This window comes from Actinomadura fibrosa (genome assembly GCF_900659615.1).
In the GTDB taxonomy this organism is placed as follows: Bacteria; Actinomycetota; Actinomycetes; order Streptosporangiales; family Streptosporangiaceae; genus Spirillospora; species Spirillospora fibrosa.
Genome location: NZ_CAACUY010000171.1, coordinates 1 through 19,869, shown reverse-complemented (window position 1 = coordinate 19,869; position 19,869 = coordinate 1). Strand labels below are relative to the sequence as shown.

Annotated in this window: 20 protein-coding genes; 14 read left to right on the top strand and 6 right to left on the bottom strand. The window is 74.0% G+C overall.

Features of this window, described 5'->3' with window-relative positions; translation table 11 throughout:
- Positions 1–443 (bottom strand): acyl-CoA dehydrogenase family protein (locus E1300_RS35625; RefSeq protein ID WP_207400134.1); only part of this gene is annotated, 443 nt, incomplete at its 3' end.
- A 279-nt stretch (positions 444–722) separates the two neighbouring features.
- Here E1300_RS35625 and E1300_RS35620 point away from each other — a divergent pair.
- Together E1300_RS35620 and E1300_RS35615 are read left to right on the top strand one after the other, a co-directional pair.
- On the top strand, positions 723–2,315 hold the full coding sequence (locus E1300_RS35620) for a FadD3 family acyl-CoA ligase (protein ID WP_131761521.1): 1,593 nt from the start codon (positions 723–725) through the stop codon (positions 2,313–2,315).
- Between the two features lie 91 nt (positions 2,316–2,406).
- A complete protein-coding gene (locus tag E1300_RS35615; RefSeq protein ID WP_131761520.1) occupies positions 2,407–3,570 on the top strand; it encodes an acyl-CoA dehydrogenase family protein in 1,164 nt (387 codons plus the stop codon).
- Positions 3,571–3,635: 65 nt separating this feature from the next.
- On the opposite strand, the gene E1300_RS35610 is transcribed toward E1300_RS35615, so the two are convergent.
- Both E1300_RS35610 and E1300_RS35605 read right to left on the bottom strand, forming a co-directional pair.
- A complete protein-coding gene (locus E1300_RS35610; RefSeq protein ID WP_131761519.1) occupies positions 3,636–4,787 on the bottom strand; it encodes a thiolase family protein in 1,152 nt (383 codons plus the stop codon).
- Positions 4,780–5,220 carry a Zn-ribbon domain-containing OB-fold protein gene (locus tag E1300_RS35605; RefSeq protein ID WP_131761518.1) on the bottom strand — a complete coding sequence of 147 codons (441 nt, stop codon included), beginning with the start codon at positions 5,218–5,220 and terminating at the stop codon, positions 4,780–4,782. Before E1300_RS35605 ends, E1300_RS35610 begins: the two co-directional genes overlap by 8 nt.
- A 171-nt stretch (positions 5,221–5,391) precedes the next feature.
- Here E1300_RS35605 and E1300_RS35600 point away from each other — a divergent pair, with 171 nt between their 5' ends.
- Entirely contained in the window at positions 5,392–6,048 is a 657-nt protein-coding gene (locus E1300_RS35600; RefSeq protein WP_131761517.1) for a TetR/AcrR family transcriptional regulator, read from the top strand.
- A gap of 14 nt (positions 6,049–6,062) precedes the next feature.
- Here E1300_RS35600 and E1300_RS35595 read toward each other — a convergent pair whose 3' ends face one another.
- Both E1300_RS35595 and E1300_RS35590 read right to left on the bottom strand, forming a co-directional pair.
- Positions 6,063–7,277, bottom strand: coding sequence for an acetyl-CoA C-acetyltransferase (locus E1300_RS35595; protein ID WP_131761516.1), 1,215 nt, complete (start codon positions 7,275–7,277; stop codon positions 6,063–6,065).
- 31 nt (positions 7,278–7,308) lie between these two features.
- Positions 7,309–8,523: a CaiB/BaiF CoA transferase family protein gene (locus E1300_RS35590; protein ID WP_131761515.1), complete on the bottom strand. Its 1,215-nt coding sequence runs from the start codon at positions 8,521–8,523 to the stop codon at positions 7,309–7,311.
- Between the two features lie 154 nt (positions 8,524–8,677).
- On the opposite strand from E1300_RS35590, the gene E1300_RS35585 reads away from it, so the two are divergent.
- From E1300_RS35585 to E1300_RS35535, 11 genes are all read left to right on the top strand, one after another.
- Positions 8,678–9,538: an enoyl-CoA hydratase-related protein gene (locus E1300_RS35585; RefSeq protein ID WP_131761514.1), complete on the top strand. Its 861-nt coding sequence runs from the start codon at positions 8,678–8,680 to the stop codon at positions 9,536–9,538.
- Entirely contained in the window at positions 9,535–10,299 is a 765-nt protein-coding gene (locus E1300_RS35580) for a glucose 1-dehydrogenase (protein ID WP_131761513.1), read from the top strand. The genes E1300_RS35585 and E1300_RS35580 overlap by 4 nt, the downstream gene beginning before the upstream one ends.
- Positions 10,300–10,325: 26 nt before the next feature.
- Positions 10,326–11,558, top strand: coding sequence for an acyl-CoA dehydrogenase family protein (locus E1300_RS35575; protein ID WP_131761512.1), 1,233 nt, complete (start codon positions 10,326–10,328; stop codon positions 11,556–11,558).
- A gap of 126 nt (positions 11,559–11,684) precedes the next feature.
- The gene (locus E1300_RS35570; RefSeq protein WP_207400133.1) at positions 11,685–12,578 is read left to right on the top strand and encodes an LLM class flavin-dependent oxidoreductase; all 894 of its coding nucleotides are present in this window, start codon (positions 11,685–11,687) and stop codon (positions 12,576–12,578) included.
- 144 nt (positions 12,579–12,722) lie between these two features.
- The gene (locus E1300_RS35565) at positions 12,723–13,442 is read left to right on the top strand and encodes an ABC transporter ATP-binding protein (protein ID WP_131761511.1); all 720 of its coding nucleotides are present in this window, start codon (positions 12,723–12,725) and stop codon (positions 13,440–13,442) included.
- Positions 13,439–14,158, top strand: coding sequence for an ABC transporter permease (locus tag E1300_RS35560; RefSeq protein ID WP_131761510.1), 720 nt, complete (start codon positions 13,439–13,441; stop codon positions 14,156–14,158). Before E1300_RS35565 ends, E1300_RS35560 begins: the two co-directional genes overlap by 4 nt.
- Positions 14,155–15,306 carry a sensor histidine kinase gene (locus E1300_RS35555; protein WP_131761509.1) on the top strand — a complete coding sequence of 384 codons (1,152 nt, stop codon included), beginning with the start codon at positions 14,155–14,157 and terminating at the stop codon, positions 15,304–15,306. Before E1300_RS35560 ends, E1300_RS35555 begins: the two co-directional genes overlap by 4 nt.
- A complete protein-coding gene (locus tag E1300_RS35550) occupies positions 15,303–15,977 on the top strand; it encodes a response regulator (RefSeq protein WP_131761508.1) in 675 nt (224 codons plus the stop codon). Before E1300_RS35555 ends, E1300_RS35550 begins: the two co-directional genes overlap by 4 nt.
- A gap of 104 nt (positions 15,978–16,081) precedes the next feature.
- Positions 16,082–17,365, top strand: a complete 1,284-nt coding sequence (locus tag E1300_RS35545) for an amidohydrolase family protein (RefSeq protein WP_131761507.1) — start codon at positions 16,082–16,084, stop codon at positions 17,363–17,365.
- Between the two features lie 65 nt (positions 17,366–17,430).
- Positions 17,431–18,261 carry an SDR family oxidoreductase gene (locus E1300_RS35540; protein WP_131761506.1) on the top strand — a complete coding sequence of 277 codons (831 nt, stop codon included), beginning with the start codon at positions 17,431–17,433 and terminating at the stop codon, positions 18,259–18,261.
- A gap of 95 nt (positions 18,262–18,356) precedes the next feature.
- On the top strand, positions 18,357–19,091 hold the full coding sequence (locus E1300_RS35535) for an SAM-dependent methyltransferase (protein ID WP_131761505.1): 735 nt from the start codon (positions 18,357–18,359) through the stop codon (positions 19,089–19,091).
- A 5-nt stretch (positions 19,092–19,096) separates the two neighbouring features.
- Here the strand turns inward: E1300_RS35535 and E1300_RS35530 are convergent, their stop codons facing one another.
- On the bottom strand, positions 19,097–19,762 hold the full coding sequence (locus tag E1300_RS35530) for a TetR/AcrR family transcriptional regulator (RefSeq protein ID WP_131761504.1): 666 nt from the start codon (positions 19,760–19,762) through the stop codon (positions 19,097–19,099).
- Positions 19,763–19,869: the final 107 nt, after the last annotated feature.

Below are 19,869 nucleotides of genomic sequence, written 5' to 3'. Positions count from 1 at the left end.
CCGGCGCGGACGAGCGCGAGCGCGGCGTCCGCGCCCCGCGCGTCGATCGCGACGCCGGAGCAGTGCCGCCCCTCCTCGACCGCGGCAAGGCCGGACAGGTCGGGGCGCAGCAGGACGGTCTCCGGCCCGGGAGCCGGGCGGGCGCCCGCGCGGCGCCGGAGCTCGGCGGCGAGCGTCGGCCCGAGGAACGGCACGTCGGCCGGGCCGCGGCCGAGCTCCTCGGCGACGATCGCGGTCTCGACGGCGGAGGCGGGCGGCCGGTCCCCGTCGCCGGCGTCCGGGACGCGCAGCTCGCGCCAGCCGGAGCGGGTCAGGGCGGCCTCCAGCGCGCCGCGCCGCGCGCCGTCGTCCAGGTCGGCGACGGATCCGGGGGCGTGGTCGTCGACGAGCCGGGCGGCCGTCTCGCGCAGCACCGTCTGCTCGGCGGACAGGCGGACGTCCATCAGCGTCCGCTCCGCGGGGCGGGCCGGGGTGCGGGCAGCGGTGCGGGCAGCGGTGCGGGCAGCGGTGCGGGCCGGGGCGCGGCGGTCGGGTGGTGATCGGGCGTCGGGTGGTGATCGGGCTCGGTGCTCATGTGGCGGCGACCTCTGTGACGGCGACCTCGGGGGATCCGCGCCGGGCGGCACGGGGAACGCGCGGGCCCGACCGCGGATGTCGCGACGCTCTTTCCTGCTTCCGATAAAAGTCTATACTGACGTCGATGTCAATGACGGGAGCCCGACATGACCGACGGTCCGGAGCCGGCCTGGCCGAGCATCGCGGCGATGACCGCCTTGGCGGCGGAGCGCTTTCCCGACCGCACCGCGGTCGTCGACGGCGATGCGCGCCTCTCCTACGCGGAGCTCTACGAGGAGGCCCGCCGGTTCGGGGCCGCGCTGGTCGCCGACGGCGTCGGACCGGGCGACCGCGTCGGTGTCTGGGCTCCCAACAGCCGCGAATGGATCGTCGCGCTGCTCGGGCTGTACCAGGCGGGCGCGGTCCTCGTCCCGGTCAACACCAGGTTCAAGGGGCGCGAGGCCGCCGGCGTCCTGAGCCGGACCAGGGTCCGCGTCCTGGTCACGGTGACGGACTTCCTCGGCGGCGACTACCTGGAGATGCTGGACGGCGCAGGCGTCGCCCTGCCGGACCTGCGGACCGTCGTGATCGCCCTAGGGCGCCCGTCCGGGACCGGGGTGCCATGGGCGGCCTTCCTGGAGCGGGCCACCACGGACGGGCTCGCCGAGGTCGACCGGCGGCGCGTCGCCCTGGGGCCGGACGACCTGTCCGACGTCCTGTCCACGTCCGGCACGACGGGGACGCCCAAGGGGGTGCTGATGACTCACGGCCGGACGATGCGCGTCGCCACCGACTGGGTCGCGATGACCGGGCTCTCCGAGGACGACCGCTACGTCATGGTCAATCCGTACTTCCACATGTTCGGGTTCAAGGCCGGGATCCTCGCCTCAGTGGCGGCGGGCGCGGCCATGTACCCGCAGGCCGTCCTGGACGTCGGCGCGCTGCTCGCCCTGGCCGCCGAGGAGCGGGCCACCGTCCTGCCGGGCGCCCCGACGCTGTACCACGCGATCCTGGAGGCCCCCGGCCGCGACCGGTACGACCTGTCGAGCCTGCGCGTCGCGGTGACGGGCGCCGCCGACATCCCGGTCGAGCTCATCCGGCGGATCCGCGACGAGCTGCCGTTCTCCCTCGTCATCGCGGGCTACGGCCTGACCGAGGCGGGCACCGCCACCTCGACCGCGCCGGACGACGACCCGGAGACCGTCGCCACGACCGTCGGGCGCGCCCGGCCCGGCTTCGAGATCGCCGTCGTCGACGGCACCGGCGAGCGGGCGGCGCCGGGCGAGGTCGGCGAGATCCTGCTGCGCGGGCCGACCGTGATGGCCGGATACCTGGACGACCCCGAGGCGACGGCGGAGGTGCTCTCCGCGGACGGCTGGCTGCGCACCGGGGACCTGGGGCGCCTCGACGAGCGGGGCCGCCTGCGCATCGCCGGCCGCTCCAAGGACATGTTCATCGTCGGCGGGTTCAACGCCTACCCCGCCGAGATCGAGGCGATGCTGCTGGAGCATCCGGGCGTCCGGGAGGCCGCGGTCGTCGGCGTCCCCCACGAGCGGCTCGGCGAGGTGGGCGCGGCGTTCGTCGTGCCGCGCCCGCCCGCGCCGTCCCCGGACGAGGTCATCGCCTGGTGCCGCGAGCGGATGGCCAACTACAAGGTGCCGCGCCTGGTCGAGCTGGTCGACGAGCTGCCGCTCACCGCGAGCGGGAAGGTGCTCAAGGCCGCGCTGCGGGAGCGGGCGGCGGCCCGAGCGGCGACCTGACCCGCGTCCTCCGCTCCCGGCCCGCGCACGTCACCGACATCGGAATCGGTTCTCCTCTGCTGGGATCACCGCCAAGGAAGGTATCTGGAACGTGAGCGACGCGACCGAGCACGACCTCGAACCGCTGCTGGACGCCGTCCGCGCCTTCGTCCGCAGGGAGGTGATCCCGCGCGAGGCGGAGATCGACGAGAGGGACGAGGTGCCCGCCGTCCTGCGCGAGGCCGCCAAGCGCATGGGCCTGTTCGGGTTCACGATCCCGGAGGAGTACGGGGGGCTCGGCCTGGACATCGTCGACCAGTGCCGCCTGCTCATCGAGGTCGGGTACGCGACCCCGGCGCTGCGCTCGATGTTCAGCACCAACGTGGGCATCGCCGGACAGGTGATCATGGACGCCGGGACGCCGGAGCAAAAGGAGCGCTGGCTGCCCCGCCTCGCCTCCGGTGAGGCCGTCGCGTCCTTCGCGCTCACCGAGCCGGACGCCGGATCCGACCCCGGCGACATGCGGACGAGCGCGGTCCGCGACGGCGACCGGTGGGTGCTCGACGGCGTCAAGCGCTACATCACCAACGCGCCCATCGCGGACGTGTTCATGGTGTTCGCCCGGACCGACCCGGACGCCAAGGGGTCCCGCGGCATCTCCACCTTCATTGTCCCGGCCAATACCCCGGGGCTGACGGTCGGTCCCCGCGACCACAAGATGGGCCAGTTCGGGGCCTGGACGGCCGACGTCAACCTCGACGGCGTGCGCCTTCCGGCGGACGCCGTGGTCGGCGGCGACGCGGGCGTGGACACCGGGTTCTCGACGGCGATGCGCTGCCTGTCCAACGGGCGCCTGCTGCTCGCCGCGGCCTGCGCGGGCATGTGCCGGCGGCTGGTGGACGAGTCGGTCCGGTTCGCGTCCGACCGCAGGCAGGGCGGGAGGCCGATCGCGTCCCACCAGCTCGTGCAGGCGATGATCGCGGACTCGGTGACCGACACGATGGCGGCCCGCGCGCTCGTCCTGGACGCCGCGCGCGCCTACGCGGACGGCTCCGACCGGCGCACCGGCCCGGCCGCCGCCAAGTACTTCTGCAGCGAGGCGGTCGGGCGGGTGGCCGACCGCGCCGTCCAGGTGCACGGCGGCGCCGGGTACATGCGGTCGGTTCCGGTCGAGCGGTTCTACCGGGACGCGCGGCTGTTCCGCATCTACGAGGGGACGAGCCAGATCCAGCAGATCATCATCGCCCGGCAGACGATCGGCGCGGCCGCGGGCTGAGCGAGGCGCGCGGCCCGGGCGGCACCCGGGCCGCTCCCCGCGGAGCGGCGCCGCCAGGCGGACCGTCAGGTGGACAGGATGGAGACCGCGGCGACGCCGGGCGCGCCGTAGAGCTGGGCGAGGCCGACCCGCGGCCGCCCGGCGACCTGCCGCTCGCCCGCCCGGCCGCGCATCTGGAGGACCAGCTCGCGGACCTGCCGCAGGCCCGAGGCGCCGACCGGCTCGCCGTTGGCGATCAAACCGCCGTCGGTGTTGACCGGCAGGCGGCCGCCCGGTGCCGTGGCGCCGGAGGCGACGAGGTCGTTCTGCTCGCCGTCCGCGCAGAGCCCGACCTCGGCCATGTGGATGACCTCGGCACCGGCGTCGGTGTCCTGCAACTGGGCGATATCGACGTCCTCGGGGCCGACTCCCGCCGCCTCGAACGCGGCCTTCGCGGCGTCCACGGTCGGCGCGGGGACGTGGTCGGCGGCCACGGACGCCGAGGGCGAGTGCACCTCGAAGGCCCCGAACCGCCGGGTGCGGGCGGCGACGCTGCGCAGGTAGACCGGCGTGTCGGTGTAGCGGCGCGCCACGTCCGCGCTGCACACGACGACCGCCGCCGCGCCCTCGTTGGGGCTGCAGAACATGTACTGCGTCAGCGGGTGGTTGACCATCCGCGACCCGAGGACCTGCTCCGGCGACAGCGGCTTGCGCCGGTGCGCGTGCGGGTTGAGCTCGCCGTTGCGGTAGTTCTTGGCCGCGACCGCGGCGAGCGTCTCGGACGTGATGCCGTGGTCGTGCATGTAGCGGTTGATCTTCATGCCGAAGAACTTGGTCGTGAGGAACAGCCCCATCTCGCCGTACCAGGACGGGCAGCCGTACTCCCGGGGATCGGCGGTGAACGCGCCGGACTCGTGCTTGTCCATGCCGAGGACGAGGCCGATCTCGTGCTGCCCCAGCCTGATCGTCTGGCTCGCCAGGGCCAGCGCGCTGCCCGCGGTCGCGCAGCCGTTGTAGACGTTGGTGAACGGGACGCCGGTCAGGCCGAGCTCGGCGACGACGGCGTCCGGCTGGTCCACCTCGTAGCTGCCGCCCACCGCGAAATGCATGTCCGCCCACGTCAGGCCCGCGTCGGCGAGCGCGTCCCGGGCCGCCTCGGCGCCCATGGCGAGCGCGGGCTTGCCGGGGAAGCGGCCGAACCGGTGGATCCCCACCCCGATGATCGCGACGTCAGGCATGCTCGGCCCCTTCCGGACTGAACGCGAACGTGATGACCTGCTCGCCGTCCTCGCCCGTGCGGAACGGCATGGTGACCAGCCGCACCGGCATCCCGAACTCCAGGTCGTCCTGCGCGCAGCCGGTGAGGAGGGTCTCGACGCGCACCTCGCCGGGCAGCTCCACCACGCCGACCAGCCACGGTTCGAACGGGTCCGTCCCGGCGAACTCGCCGCGGAACGGAGCCTTCGGCGGGAAGCCCTGCGACGTCCACGTCCAAAGGGTGCCGGTGCGGCTCAGCAGCGCGCGTTCCACCTCGGCGGCGCCGCACCGCCCGCACCCGGCGCGGAGCGGGAACATGTGCGTCCCGCACTTCCCGCACCTGCCGCCGATCAGCCGGGGTTCGTCGTCGGGCCAGGTGAACAGGTCGTCGGCGATGGGGACCACCGGTGCCATCTCTTCTCCCTCGCTCCCGGCCAGCCGGGGACGGCGGATGCCCGTGCCCGCCGATCCTATACTGACGTCGACGTCAATTAAAGCCTCGGGAACGGCCGCGGCCCTCCGGCGCCGGGCGCGCCGGTTGCGGCATCATGGGTTCCGACGTCGATTTCACCAGTGGAGGACCCCATGGACCCCGAGCCCCGCTCGGCGAAGGGCCGCCGGACGCGGGCGCGCCTCGTCGCGGCAGGCAAGACCGTCTTCGAGCGCGACGGCTTCCTCCAGGCGCGGATCACCGACATCGCCGCCGAGGCCGGCGTCTCGCACGGGTCGTTCTACCACTACTTCGATTCCAAGGAATCGCTGTTCCGGGAGATCGCCGAGGAGGTCGAGGTGCGCCTCGTCTCCATGGACGACATCGCCCAGGACCTGGCCGACGACGCCGGGCCGATCGCGCGCATCCGCGCGGCCAACAAGGCCTACCTGACCGCGTACCGCAAGGAGGCCCGCATCATGCGGGTGATCGAGGAGGTCAGCCGCTACGACGAGGACGTCCGCAAGGTGCGGTCCAAGCGCGACGACTACCTGGCGGCCCGGCTGGAGTCGGCGATCAAGCGGCTCCAGGCCGACGGGCTGGCCGACGAGCGGATCGACGAGCGGTACGCGGCCACCGCGCTCGGGGGCATGGTCGCCAAGTTCGCCGAGATGATGTTCATCGGCGGCGCCCGCTTCGCCATGAGCGAGGCGGTGGAGCAGCTCACGCTGCTGTGGGCCAACGCGCTCGGCCTCAGCCCGGACGCCGACGACAAGGCGCGCGCGGGAGCCAGGAAGGCCGCCCGCGCCTGAGGCGTCCCGCCCTCTCAGGCGCGGACCCGCTCGAAGACGGCGGCGATGCCCTGGCCGCCGCCGACGCACAGCGTCTCCAGGCCGTAGCGGGCGTCCCGGCGGTCCATCTCGCGCAGCAGCGTCGCCACGATCCGCGCTCCGGTCGCCCCGACCGGGTGCCCGAGCGAGATGCCCGAGCCGTTGACGTTGAGCCGGTCGAAGTCGGCGGGCGCGAACCGCCACTCGCGCGTGACCGCCAGCACCTGCGCCGCGAAGGCCTCGTTCAGCTCGATGAGGTCCATGTCGGCCAGCGCGAGGCCCGCGGCGTCCAGGGCCCCGCGCGTCGCCGGGACGGGGCCGATCCCCATGAGGCGGGGCGGGACGCCGGCGATCGCGGTGGACACCACGCGGGCGAGCGGCCGCAGGCCGTGCTCGGCGGCGAACCCGGGCGTCGTCACCAGGCAGGCGGCGGCGCCGTCGTTCTGGCCGCTGGCGTTGCCCGCCGTGACCGTCGCGTCGGGGTCGTCCCTCCCCATGACCGGGCGGAGCGCGGCCAGCGCGTCGAGGGAGATGTCGCGGCGCGGATGCTCGTCGGTGTCGACGACCGTGTCGCCTTTCCGGGAGCGCACCGTCACGGGGACGATCTCCTCGGCGAACGCGCCGCGGTCCTGGGCGTCCAGCGCGCGGCGGTGCGAGGTGTGGGCGAGCTCGTCCTGCTCCTCCCGGCCGATCTTGTATTCGCGGCGCAGGTTCTCGGCCGTCTCCAGCATGCCGCCCGGGACGGGGTGGTTCTTCCCGCCGGCGGTCGAGCGGCCCCGCGTCAGCGTGTCGGTCAGGGTGAGGTCGCCGGTGCGCGAGCCCCAGCGCGCGGTCAGGGAGTAGTGCGGGGCCTGGGACATGCTCTCCGCACCGCCCGCGATGATCGCCCGCGCCGCGCCGGAGCGGACCATCGCGGCCGCGTACACCACCGCCTGGAGTCCGGACCCGCACCGCCGGTCGATCTGGACGCCGGGCACGGTGGCCGGCAGGCCCGCGTCGAGCGCGACGACGCGTCCGATCGCGGGCGCCTCGGCGGTGCCGTAGCAGTGGCCGAACACGACGTCGTCCACGAGGGAGCCGTCGAGCCCGCAGCCCTCGATGAGCGCCTTGACGACGGCCACGCCCAGGTCCTGGACGGCGACCGTGCGCAGCGCCCCGCCGAACCGGCCGATCGGGGTCCGCAGCGGGCGGCAGATCACAGCCTCGTTCATGTCTCTCCTGACTGCTCGTGGACCGGACGGTTCACACCGCGCCGGCTTGGCGGAGTTCGTCCTGCTCCTCGGGGGTGAAGCCCAGGTCCGCGAGGACGGCGGCGGTGTGCTCGCCGAGGGCGGGGACGTCCTCCATCGGCGTGGTCCACGCGGGGGTGACGATGGGAGGGAGCAGCGAGGCCAGCGGCCCCTTGGGCGACCCGACCTCCCGCCACCGGCCGCGCTCGGTGAGCTGCGGGTGGTCGACGACCTCGGTGACCCGGTTGAACTCGGCGTTGCCGATGCCGGCCGCGTCGGCGCGCGCGCAGATGTCGGCCAGGTCGAGCGTGGACGTCCAGGCTCCGACGGCCTCGTCGAGCCTGGCGCGCTGCCCGCAGCGCTGCGGCGTGGTGGCCAGGGACGGGTCGTCGGCGAGGTCGGGGCGCCCGATGAGGTCGCGGGCGAGGCGCTGCCACTCGGCGTCGTTGGTCGTCCCGAGGACGACGGTGCGCCCGTCCCTGGTCGGGTAGGCGTTGTAGGGGGCGACGACCGGCGAGGACATGCCGATCGGGGCCCGCTCCTCGCCCGTGTAGCGGGCGTACAGGAGGGCGAAGCCGAGGAAGTCGGCCGCCGTGTCGAACATGCTCACCTGGAGGGCGGCGCCGGCACCGGTGCGGGCGCGGCCGAGCAGCGCGGCCATGATGCCGCTCGCGGCCTGCATCGCGGTGCCGATGTCGGCGATGGGGATGCCGGGCTTGGCGGGCGCGTCGGCCCGGCCGGTGGCGGCGCACGACCCGCTCTCGGCCTGGACGAGCAGGTCGTAGGCGCGGCGGTGGTCGAGCGGCCCGCCGGTGCCGTAGCCGGAGATGTCCACGGCCACCATCGACGGGTACCGCTCGACCAGCGTCGCCGCGTCCAGGCCGAGGCGGCGGGCCGAGCCGGGCGCGAGGTTCTGCACGACGACGTCGGCGCGTTCGAGGAGCCGGTCGAGGACGGGCCGGGCCTCGGGACGCTTGCAGTCCAGCGCCAGCGACCGCTTGTTGCGGTTCAGCCAGACGAAGTAGGTCGCCATGCCCTCGGCGGCGTCGTCGAACCAGCGGGTGAGGTCTCCCGTGCGCGGATGCTCGACCTTGATGACCTCGGCGCCGAGGTCGGCGAGCATCCGCGTGCAGTAGGGCGCCGACACCGCCTGCTCGAAGCTCACCACGACGGTGCCGGCGAGGGGCGGCGCCGGGACGGGGGTCTGGCGGGCTGCCCGGTCGGGCATGGGATCCTCCGGAGGACTCGTCGCGCGGACGCGGGGAGCGGCGGCTCGGCTCAGTCTAACTTCGACGTCAATGTCGGACTTGTGTCGCTCCGTCCGGGACGCGTGCGTGCCGGGGCATTGACCGCGCGAGGCCCACATTATAATTTCGACGTCTATGTCAAGTAGCATGGGCGGGGACGTCGCCACGGGCACCGGGCACCTGCTCGCCCGGCGGGCGGGCGGCGTGCTGACGCTCACGCTCAACCGTCCCGAGGCCCGCAACGCGTTCTCGCGGGAGATGCTCGACGGGCTGGCCGCCATGCTCGACCTCGCCGCCACCTCGGACGACGTCCGGGCCGTGATGCTCACCGGGGCCGGCGGCACCTTCTGCGCGGGCGGCGACCTCGCCAAGCTCGCGGCGGGGGAGAGCGTCTTCGGGCCTCCGGACGCCCCGGACGTCCGCGCGGCGTCGCAGAAGGCGCTCCAGCGCGCGACCGTCGTCCGGCTCCGCGAGCTGGCCAAGCCGTCCGTGGCGGTGATCGAGGGAGCGGCGGTCGGAGCCGGGCTGGGCCTCGCCCTCGCCTGCGACCTGCGCTACGCGGCCGAGTCCGCCACGCTGCGCACGGGCTTCGGCAGGCTCGGGCTCGCGGGCGACTTCGGCTGCACGTGGGCGCTGACCCGGCTGGTGGGCGCCTCCCGGGCGCTGGAGCTGCTGTACCTCTCGCCGCCGCTGACCGCCGCCCGCGCGCGGGACCTCGGCCTGGTCACCGACACCGTCCCCGACGGCGAGCTGCGCGCGCACGTCGCCGAGCGGGCCGGGCGCCTCGCCGCCGTCTCCCCGGACGCCGCCGCAGCGATGAAGCGGCATGTGGCCCGCGCCCACGACCACGACCTCGCTCACTGCGCGGACGCCGAGGCGGACTGGCACGTCCGGCTGCTGGAGACCGCCGCCCACCGGGACGCCGTCCGCGCGATCACCCGCGGACGCCCCGCGCCCCCCACCCTCGTCGAGACCCCGGGAGTGAACGAAGCATGACGAACCTCGACGGCCGCGTCGCGCTGGTGACGGGCGCGGCGCGCGGCATCGGAGCGGAGATCGCGCGGACGTACGCCCGCGCCGGAGCCCGCGTCGGAGTCCTGGACCTCAAGGAGGACCTGACCCGCGAGACCGTGGCCGGCATCACCGGCGCGGGCGGCCGGGCCCTCGGCCTCGGCGCGGACGTCACCGACCCCGACGGCGTCGAGCGGGCGGTGCGGCGCCTCGCCGAGGAGTACGGCGGCCTCGACATCGTCGTCAACAACGCCGGGGTCACCCGCGACAACCTGCTGTTCAGGATGACCGAGGACGACTGGGACACCGTGGTGGCCGTGCACCTGCGCGGCGTGTTCCTCGTGACCCGCGCCGCGCAGCGGATCATGGTGGAGCGGCGCTACGGCCGGATCGTCAACATCTCCTCGACGTCGGCGCTGGGCAACCGGGGCCAGGCGAACTACTCCGCGGCCAAGGCGGGCGTCCAGGGCTTCACCCGGACGACCGCGATCGAGCTCGGCCCGTTCGGCATCACCGTCAACGCGATCGGCCCCGGCTACGTCGACACGGAGATGACCCGGGCGACGGCGGAGCGGCTCGGCGTGCCGGCGGACCGGCGGCTGGCCGAGGTGGCGGCGACGCTGCCGGTGCGGCGCACCGGGGAGCCCGCCGACATCGCCAACGCGGCCCTGTTCCTCGCCGCCGAGGAGTCGGGGTTCGTGACCGGGCAGGTGCTGTACGTCGACGGCGGGCGCTCGGTGCGCTGACCCACGGATCCGATCGGGAGGCTGCGATGAGCCACGACGACACGCCGGCCGCCGCGAGCGCCGGCGACGAGCCGCTCGCCGGCGAGGACGCGCTCGCGGACGAGGAGGCGCTCACCGACGAGGAGGTGCGCAAGGCCGTCCGGGAGGCGGCCGGGCGGTTCGATGACGCCTACTGGGCGGAGGTCGACCAGGAGGCCAGGTTCCCCTGGGAGTTCTACAAGGCGTTCGCCGAGGCCGGCTGGCTCGGCATCGCGATCCCCCGCGAGTACGGCGGCGCCGGCATGGGCGTCTCCGCGGCGTCCTCGATGATGTACGAGATCGCCGCGTCCGGGGCGGGCATGAACGGCTGCAGCCCGTTCCATCTGACGATCTTCGGGCTCAACCTGGTGGCGCGGCACGGCGGCGACCGGCTGTGCCGCGAGCTGCTGCCCGCCGCCGCCACCGGCGACCTGCACGTCTGCTTCGCCGTCACCGAGCCCGACGCCGGGTCCGACACCGGCCGCATCCGCACCTACGCGCGCCGGGACGGCGCCGACTACGTGATCAACGGGCGGAAGGTCTGGATCACCAAGGCGGCGCAGTCGCAGAAGGCGGTGCTGCTCGCCCGGACCAGCGAGCCGCGCGAGGGCAGGCGCCGGACCGACGGGCTGTCGATGTTCGTCGTCGACCTGACCGGCGGCGAGGTCGAGATGCGCGCGATCCCGAAGATGGGCCGCAACGCCGTGTCGTCCTACGAGCTGTTCATGGACGACTTCCGCGTCCCCGGATCGGCGCTGGTCGGGGAGGAGGGGCGCGGGTTCACCTACCTGCTGGACGGCATCAACCCCGAGCGGATCCTCCTCGCGCACGAGTCGCTGGGCATCGGCCGCGTCGCGCTGAGCCGGGCGGTCCGATACGCCGGCGAGCGGGTGGTGTTCGACCGCCCGATCGGCCAGAACCAGGGCATCGCGTTCCCGCTCGCCGAGGCGTCCATGCGGCTCGACGCGGCGGAGCTCGCCGCGCGGCACGCCGCGGCCCGCTACGACGGAGGGCACCCGTGCGGCAAGGAGGCCAATACGGCGAAGTACCTGTGCGCGGACGCCGCCTTCGCCGCCGCGGACGCCGCCGTCCAGACCCACGGCGGTTTCGGCTACGCCCGCGAGTACCACGTCGAGCGCTACTTCCGGGAGTCCCGCCTGATGCGCATCGCCCCGGTCAGCCAGGAGATGGTCCTGAACTACATCAGCGAGCACGTCCTCGGCCTGCCGAAGTCGTACTGACCGGAGACGCACGCTCAGGACGCGTACGGACGAGAGCGAAGGGGTGACCTCCATGGCGGCACGCGAGCTGCCGTTCCCGCGTCCCGGCGCGGACGACCACCTCGTCCGCACGTGAACGGGCGGCGCGTGACCGGAACCGATGGCCCGCTCGCCGGCCTCTACCTCCCGCAGGTCCGGATGGACTTCGCCGCCGTCGAGCGGCGGGCGCGCGCGGCCGAGGAGGCGGGCTTCCACTCCGCCTGGTTCATCGACCACCTCGCGCCGCCCGGCGGCCGGGGGCTCGACCTGCTCGACGGCTGGACGGTCGCCTCCGCGCTGGCCGCCCGCACCGAGCGGCTCCGCATCGGGCACCTCGTGCTGTGCGCGGAGTTCCGCCATCCGGCGCTGCTGGCGAAGATGGCCGCCAGCCTCGACGTCATCTCCGGCGGGCGCCTCGAACTCGGCCTCGGCTGGGGATCGGTCCCGAGGGAGCTGACCGACTACGGGTTCCCCGACCCCGGTCCGGCGGTACGGGCCGGGCGGCTCGGCGAGGCCATCGACCTGGTCCGCCTGCTGTGGACCGGTGAGCCGGTCGACTTCGACGGCGAGCACTGGACGCTCCGGGGGGCCGTCTGCCGTCCCCGTCCCGTCGAGGGGACGGTGCCGATCCATGTCGGCGGATCCGGTCCCCGGCTCACGATGCCGCTGGTCGCCGCCCGCGCCGACTGGTGGAACTGCCCCTCGGGCGCGGCGGGGAGACTCGCCGAGCTCCGCCGTTCGGCGGGCGCGGCCCGGATCTCCGTGCAGCACCCCGTGGGCCTGGCCCCCTCCTCGGCGGCGCGCGAGGAGGTCGCGGAGCTCGTCCACCGCCGTTTCGGCGCGTGGGGCGGCGTCGTCGCCGGGACGCCCGACGAGGTCGCCGAGGCGCTGGCACGCGAGCGCGACGCGGGCGCCGAGCTGTTCGTCTGCCAGTTCCACGACTTCGGGACGCCGGAGACGATCCGGCTGTTCGCCGAAGAGGTCCTCCCGGCGCTCCGATAGCGACCGCTCCGGCGCGCCGCGTCCCGGCGGCGTTTCCCGGCGGCGTTGAGGGCGTCCGGCACCGGGACGTCATGCCGCGGTCGGAGATCGGGTTTCGACCGTGGTCGGATGACCGCGAGACGCGGGCGCCCGAAGCTGGGCGCCATGAGATCACAGACGAAGGCCACTCCGGCGATCAGCGTCGAGGGGCTGACGAAGCGATACGGCCGGCGGACGGTCGTCGACGACCTGACGTTCACGGTCCGGCCGGGCGCGGTGACGGGCTTCTTCGGCCCGAACGGCGCGGGCAAGACCACGGCGCTGAAGGCGGTCGTCGGGCTGGCGCGGCCGACGGCGGGCACGGTGTCGGTGCTGGGCACGCCGGTGGCGTCGATGGTGCCGGACGCGCGCCGGGTCGGCGTCCACATCGAGCCGTGCGGCGCGCACCCCGGCCGGTCGGCGCGCGCCCACCTGCGGGCGCTGGCGCTGTCGGCGGGGCTTCCGCGGCACCGCGTCGAGGAGGTTCTGGAGGCCGCCGAGCTGACGGGGGCGGCGGGCCGCCGGGCCGGCGCCTTCTCGCTGGGGATGCGGCAGCGGCTCGGGCTCGCCGCCGCGCTGCTGGGCGACCCGGAGGTCCTGGTGCTGGACGAGCCGGCCAACGGGCTGGACCCGCAGGGGATCCGCTGGCTCCGGACGATGCTGCGGGACCGGGCGGCGCGGGGCCGCACGGTGCTGCTGTCCAGCCACCTGCTCGCGGAGGCGTCGCGGACGGTCGACGACGTGGTCGTCATCGACCGTGGCAGGCTGGTGCACCAGGGACCGATCAGTGAGGTGGGGTCGCTGGAGGACGTGTTCCTCGAACTCACCGGAGGGATGGAGCGATGATCGGCCTGCTTCGCGGGGAACTGCTCAAGGCGGTGACGACCCGCGCCGTGTGGGGGTTCGCGGCGGGAGGAATGGCCTTCGCCGCTTTGAACGCGGTGCTCGTCTCCGTGGCGTCGGGGACGCTCGACGAGGTCGGGGAGAAGAAGGAGGCGCTGTCGGGGCTCCCGGTCCTGCTGCTGCTGTGGGGGCTGGTCGGGGCGGCGGGCGAGTACCGCCACCGGACGGCCGCGCCCGCGGCGCTGGTGGCCCGGCGCGGCCGCGGGACCGTCCTGGCGGTGCGGATCGCGGCGTACGCGCTGACCGGTCTCGGGCTGGCGGTGCTGATCAACGCGGTCGCGGCCGGCGTGGCGCTGCCGCTGCTGGCGGACCAGCCCGGCCCGGACCTGACGCCCGGTCAGGTGGCCGGGGTCGCGGCGGGCAACGTCCTGGCGCTCGTGCTGGCGACGGTGCTGGGCGGGGCGCTCGGCGCGCTGATCCGCGGTCCGGTCGTCGGCGCGGTGGTCCTGCTGATTCTGGACCTGGTGGTGCAGCCCCTGGTCAGCGGAGTGTGGGAGCGGGAGGCGAACCTCTCGCCGTTCGGCGCGGTGGGCGTCATGACGGGCGGGACGCACGACACGACGCTCACGGTGGCGCAGGCCGGGGCGGTGTTCGCGGTCTGGACGGCGCTCGCGGTGGTGGTCGCGGTCGCGTGCGAACGACGGCGTGACCTGGCGTGAACGTCGCCCAGCGGATCCTGGCGGTGCGGGGCCCGTGGGCCGCGCACCGCCCGGTGCTGTTCGACATCGTGCTCGCCGCCGCGGCGACCGTCGTGGAGACGGGCCTGCTGTTCAACGACGGCACCCGGGCCGCGCCGGTGCCGATCGCGGTCACGGTCCTCGCCGGCGCGGCGCTCCTGGCCCGCCGCCGGTTCGCGGTCGCGGTGACCGCGGCGGCGGTCGCGGCGGCGGCCGTGCTGGCCGCGGCCGGATACTCGCCCGGAGGCGCGCCGGTCGTCGTCGCGCTGTGGTCGCTCGCCGAGACGCGCGACCGCCGCGTCTCGCTCGCGGTGCTGGTCCCGGTGGTCGTCTTCCTGACCGCCGCGAGCGTCTGCGCTCCGCCGGCGCCCGTCGGGGCGTGGATGCTGGGCGCCTACATGCAGACGCGCCGCCGCTACGTCCGGGCGGTGGAGGAGCGGGCCGCCACCCTCGAACGCGAACGCGACCAGCTCGACCTGATCGCGGCGCAGCGCGAGCGCGCCGCGATCGCCCGGGAACTGCACGACATCGTCGCCCACTCGGTGACGGTGATGCTGATCGGGGTCCGCGGCGCCCGCGACGTCCTGGAGACCGAACCGCGGGTGGCCGCGCGGACGCTGGAGCGGGTGGAGACCAGCGCCGAGCAGAGCCTGGCCGAGCTGCGGCGCATCCTCGTCCTGTTGCGCGGGCGGCACGCGGCGGAGACGCGGCCGCAGCCGTCGCTGGCGGACCTGGACGACCTGGTCGCCGGATACCGCGCGGCGGGCCTGCCGGTCCGGATGGAGATCGCCGGGGAGCCCGTGGACCTGCCCGGCGGGGTGGAGCTGTCCGCCTACCGGATCATCGAGGAGGCGCTGACCAACGCGCTGAAGCACGCCGGGGCGACGCTGGTCACGGTGCGGCTGGCCTACGGCGGAGCGGAACTGGAGGTGCGGGTGCACGACGACGGGACGGGAACCGGCGAGCCGGGTTCCGGGGAGCGGGGTGCCGACAGGCGAGGTCCCGGCGGGCACGGCCTGGTCGGGATGCGGGAGCGGGTCGCGCTGCTCGGCGGCGAGCTGGAGACAGGCCGGGTCCCCGGCGGCGGGTTCCGGGTCGCGGCACGGCTGCCGGTGGGGGAGCGGGCATGACGGTCAGAGTGCTGATCGTCGACGACCAGGAGCTGATCCGCATCGGCTTCCGGCTGTTACTCCAGACCCGGGACGACCTGGAGGTCGTCGGCGAGGCCGCGGACGGCCGCGAGGCCCTGGCGCGGGCGGCGGAGCTGCGGCCCGACGTCGTCCTGATGGACGTCCGGATGCCGCGGATGGACGGCGTCGAGGCCACCGCCCGCCTCACCGCCACCGACCGTCCGCCCCGCGTGCTGATCCTCACCACCTACGACCTCGACGAGTACGTGTTCGGCGCGCTGCGCGCCGGGGCATCGGGCTTCCTGCTGAAGGACGCGCCCCGCGAGCGGCTCCTGGAGGCCATCCGCGTCGTCCACCAGGGCGAGGCGCTGCTGTCCCCGTCGGTGACCCGCCGCCTGATCGAGGACTACGCCGGCCGCACCGACCCCGTCCGGCCGTCGTCGGACCTGCTGGCCGCGCTGACCCCGCGCGAGCGCGAGATGTTCCTGCTCGTCGCCCAGGGCCTCTCCAACCCGGAGATCGCGGCGCGGCTCGTCGTCACCGAGGCCACCGTCAAGAGCCACATCGGCAGCGTGTTCGCCAAGCTCCACCTCCGCGACCGCGTCCAGGCCGTCGTGCTGGCCTACGAGCACGGCATCGTCGTCCCGGGCCGCCGTCCGGGTCTCCACTGAGCCGGCCCGGCGACCGGACCGGGAGGAGAGCGCCTGAGAATGACAGTCTCCTCTAGCAAGAATGCACTTGCCATCCAGATGAATCGCACCTAACGTGTGGTGCTGTGCGCAAAGAGGACATGATCCTGGTCAGCATCGACGACCACTTCATCGAGCCGCCCGACATGTGGAAGAACCACGTGCCCGCGCGCTGGCAGGGCGAGGTGCCGAGAGTGGTGCGGAACGCCGAGGGCGTCGACCAGTGGGTCTTCCAGGGCCAGGCGACCTCGACCCCGTTCGGCATGGCGGCGACGGTCGGCTGGCCGAGCGACCAGTGGGGCTTCAACCCCGGCTCCTACTCCGAACTGCGGCCCGGCTGCTTCGACGTGCACGAGCGGGTGCGCGACATGAACGCCAACGGCGTCCTCGCCTCGCTGAACTTCCCGACCATGGCCGGCTGGAACGCCCGCACCTTCGCCGAGGGCGAGGACAAGGAGCTCGGCCTCGTCATGCTGCGCGGCTACAACGACTGGGTCCTGGACGAGTGGTGCGCCGCCTATCCGGGCCGGTTCATCCCGCTCGGGCTCGTCCCGATGTGGGACGTGGGGCTGGCCGCCGAGGAGGTCCACCGGATCGGCCGCAAGGGGTGCCGGTCGGTCAGCTTCCTGGAGACGCCGCACGTCCAGGGGTACCCGAGCTTCCTGTCGGGCTACTGGGACCCGATGCTCAAGGCGCTCTGCGACGAGGACATGGTGCTGTCCCTGCACATCGGCGCCGGCTTCGACGTCATCAGGCGCCCGGCGGAGGCGTCGGTCGACCACCTGATGGTGCTGGCCTGCCAGATCTCCGCGATCACCGCCCAGGACCTGCTGTTCGGCCCGACGCTGCGGCGCTTCCCCGGGCTGAAGGTCGCGCTGTCGGAGGGCGGCATCGGCTGGATCCCGTTCTACTTCGACCGGATCGACCGGCACTACAGCAACCAGTCCTGGCTTCACCACGAGGACGGCTTCGGCGGCAGGCTGCCGTCCGAGGTGTTCAAGGAGCACATCCTCGCCTGCTACATCACCGACCCGTCGGGGCTGGAGCTGCGGCACCGGATCGGCGTCGAGAACATCGCGTGGGAGTGCGACTACCCGCACACCGACACCACGTGGCCCGAGTCGCCGGAGTTCGCCTGGAAGGAGTTCCAGGACGCCGGCTGCACGGACGCGGAGATCCACAAGATCACCTGGGAGAACGCCTGCCGGTTCTACGGCTGGGACCCGTTCGCGCACACCCCGAGGGAGCAGGCGACCGTCGGCGCGCTGCGGGCGCAGGCCGCCGACGTGGACACCACCCGCATGCCGAAGGAGGAGTGGCGGCGGCGCAACGAGGCCGCCGGCATCGGCCTGTTCGAGGGCATGCGCTGACCCCGGGCGGCGCCCCGCTCGCGCGGCGGCACCGGCCGCACCACCCCTTCGCCGAGGAGGCGTCCATGACCGACCCCTACCGCTACGACGGCAAGCGCGCCCTCATCGTCGGCGGCGCCACCGGGATGGGCGCCGCCGCGGCGCGCCGCGTAGCCGAGCTCGGCGCCGAGGTGATCGTGATGGACCGGGCCCCGGTCGACCTCCCCGTGGCCAAGGCCGTCCAGCTCGACCTGGCGGACCCGGACGCGGCCGGCCGCGCCCTCGACGAGCTCGGCGGGCCGGTGGACGCGCTGTTCTCCGCCGCCGGCATCGCCGACGGGCCCGCGCTCATGCGCGTCAACTTCATCGGCCACCGCCACCTGATCGACACGATGCTCCACCGCGGGCTCCTGCCCCGCGGCTCCGCGATCTGCTTCATCTCCTCGGTCGCCGGGATCGGCTGGGAGTCGAACCTGCCGAGCGTCCTGGAGTTCCTCGCCACGCCGGACTTCCGCGCGGCCGACGCCTGGATCGAGGCCCACGAGGGGACGAACAACTACGCCTTCAGCAAGCAGGTCATCAACACCTACGTCGCGCACCAGGCCTATCCCCTCATGGCCAAGGGGATCCGGGTCAACGCCATCTGCCCGGGGCCCACCGACACCCCGCTCGCCCAGGCCAACGCCGACCTCTGGCTCACCTTCGGCCAGGACTACCGGGACGCCACCGGCATCGGGCACCACACCCCCGAGCAGATGGCGAGCGTCATGGCCTTCCTCAACAGCGCCGCCGCCGGCGGGGTCAGCGGCGTGACCCTGCTCGTCGACTCGGGGCACATGATGTCCTCCGCGACCGGCTCGTGGGAGGCCGGCAAGGGCCTGTACGACCTGCTCATGGGCCGCGTCCAGCCCGGCTGAGCATCGCCGCCGCCGCGACCTGGCCGGTGACGGGGCGTTGCGGACCGGCTGGAAATGCGGATGCGTGCGCTCTCCGCGCGTGTCAGTATCCGCCGGTGAATCGTGAAGAGATCTCCAGGCTGGCGCATGCGGACCATCCGATCGCGGCCCCGCTCGACGACGAGTCGGTACGGCAGCTGCTGCGGCACGCCGTTCCCCGTGACGACACCCGCGTCCTCGATCTCGGCTGCGGCGGAGGGGAGTGGCTCCTGCGCGCGCTGACCGCATACCCGCGCCTGCGGGCCGAGGGCGTCGACATCGCCGAGGCGGCGCTGGCGCACGCGGACCGGAGCGCCCGCGCCCGCGGCGTCTCCGAGCGCCTCGTCCTGCACCACCGGGACGCCGCGGACTTCACCGCCCCGCACGCGTTCGACCTGGTGCTCAGCGTCGGGGCAGCGCACGCCTTCGGCGGGCTGGACGGAACCCTCGCGGCGGCACGCGAGCACCTGGCCCCCGGCGGACGCGTCCTCGTCGGCGACGGCTTTTGGACGAGTGAGCCCTCACCCGAGGCCGTCGAGATGCTCGGCGCCCTCACCGACCTGCCGACCACCGTGGAACGCGTCGTCGCCGCCGGGTGGACGCCCGTCCACGGGCATGTCAGCACGCGCCGGGAGCTCGACGACTACGAATGGGCCTGGACGGGGACGCTCGCGTCCTGGGCCCTGGACCGGCCAGGCCATCCGGACGGCCCGCGGGCGCTCAAGGCCGCCGCCGACCACCGCGACGGGTGGCTGCGCGTCTACCGGGACGTGTTCGGCTTCGCCTGCCTGGTGTTGCGCCCGACCGCCTGACCGGTTCAGCGGCCGCGGCCCGCGCCGGTCAGGTAGGCGACGGTCATCTCCCCGACCATCGCGCGGTAGCGGTCCCGGTGCTCGGGAGCGGTGATGTCCCGGCCGAACAGCGCGCCGAACGTGTGCCGGTTGGCGATGCGGAAGAAGCAGAACGAGCTGATCATCATGTGGACGTCGATCGCGTCCGCGTCCACCGTGAAGTCGCCGGACGCCCGCCCGGCCGCCAGGATCTGGGAGATCAGCTCGACCACCGGCGCGCCGAGGTTCACCAGCGCCTCGGACTTGCGGAGGTGCTCGGCGCGGTGGATGTTCTCGATGCCGACCAGCTTGATGAAGTCCTCGTGGGCCTCGTGGTGGTCGAACGTCAGCTCCGCCAGCGTGCGGATCGCGTCCACCGGCGCCAGGTGCTGGACGTCGATCGTCGACTCCAGGTTCCGGACCTCGCCGTAGGCCTTCTCCAGCACCGCCAGGTACAGCTTCTCCTTGCCCCCGAAGTAGTAGTAGATCATGCGCTTGGTGGTGCGCATGAGCGCCGCCATGTCGTCCACCCGGGCGCCGGAGTAGCCGTGCCGCGCGAACTCCCGCTGCGCGACCTCCAGGATCTCGGCCCGCGTGCGGTCGGCGTCGCGCTGGCGCTGCCCGGAGGCGGGTGTTGCGGGCTGCGAGGACATGGGACTCCACGAGGTCGGGGAAGGGAACTCATCCTATGGCGGCCGCGGTCGCCGCCCCGGCCGCCTGGCCGCGGCCGGACCGCGGCGTGCCGGACCGCGGCGTGCCG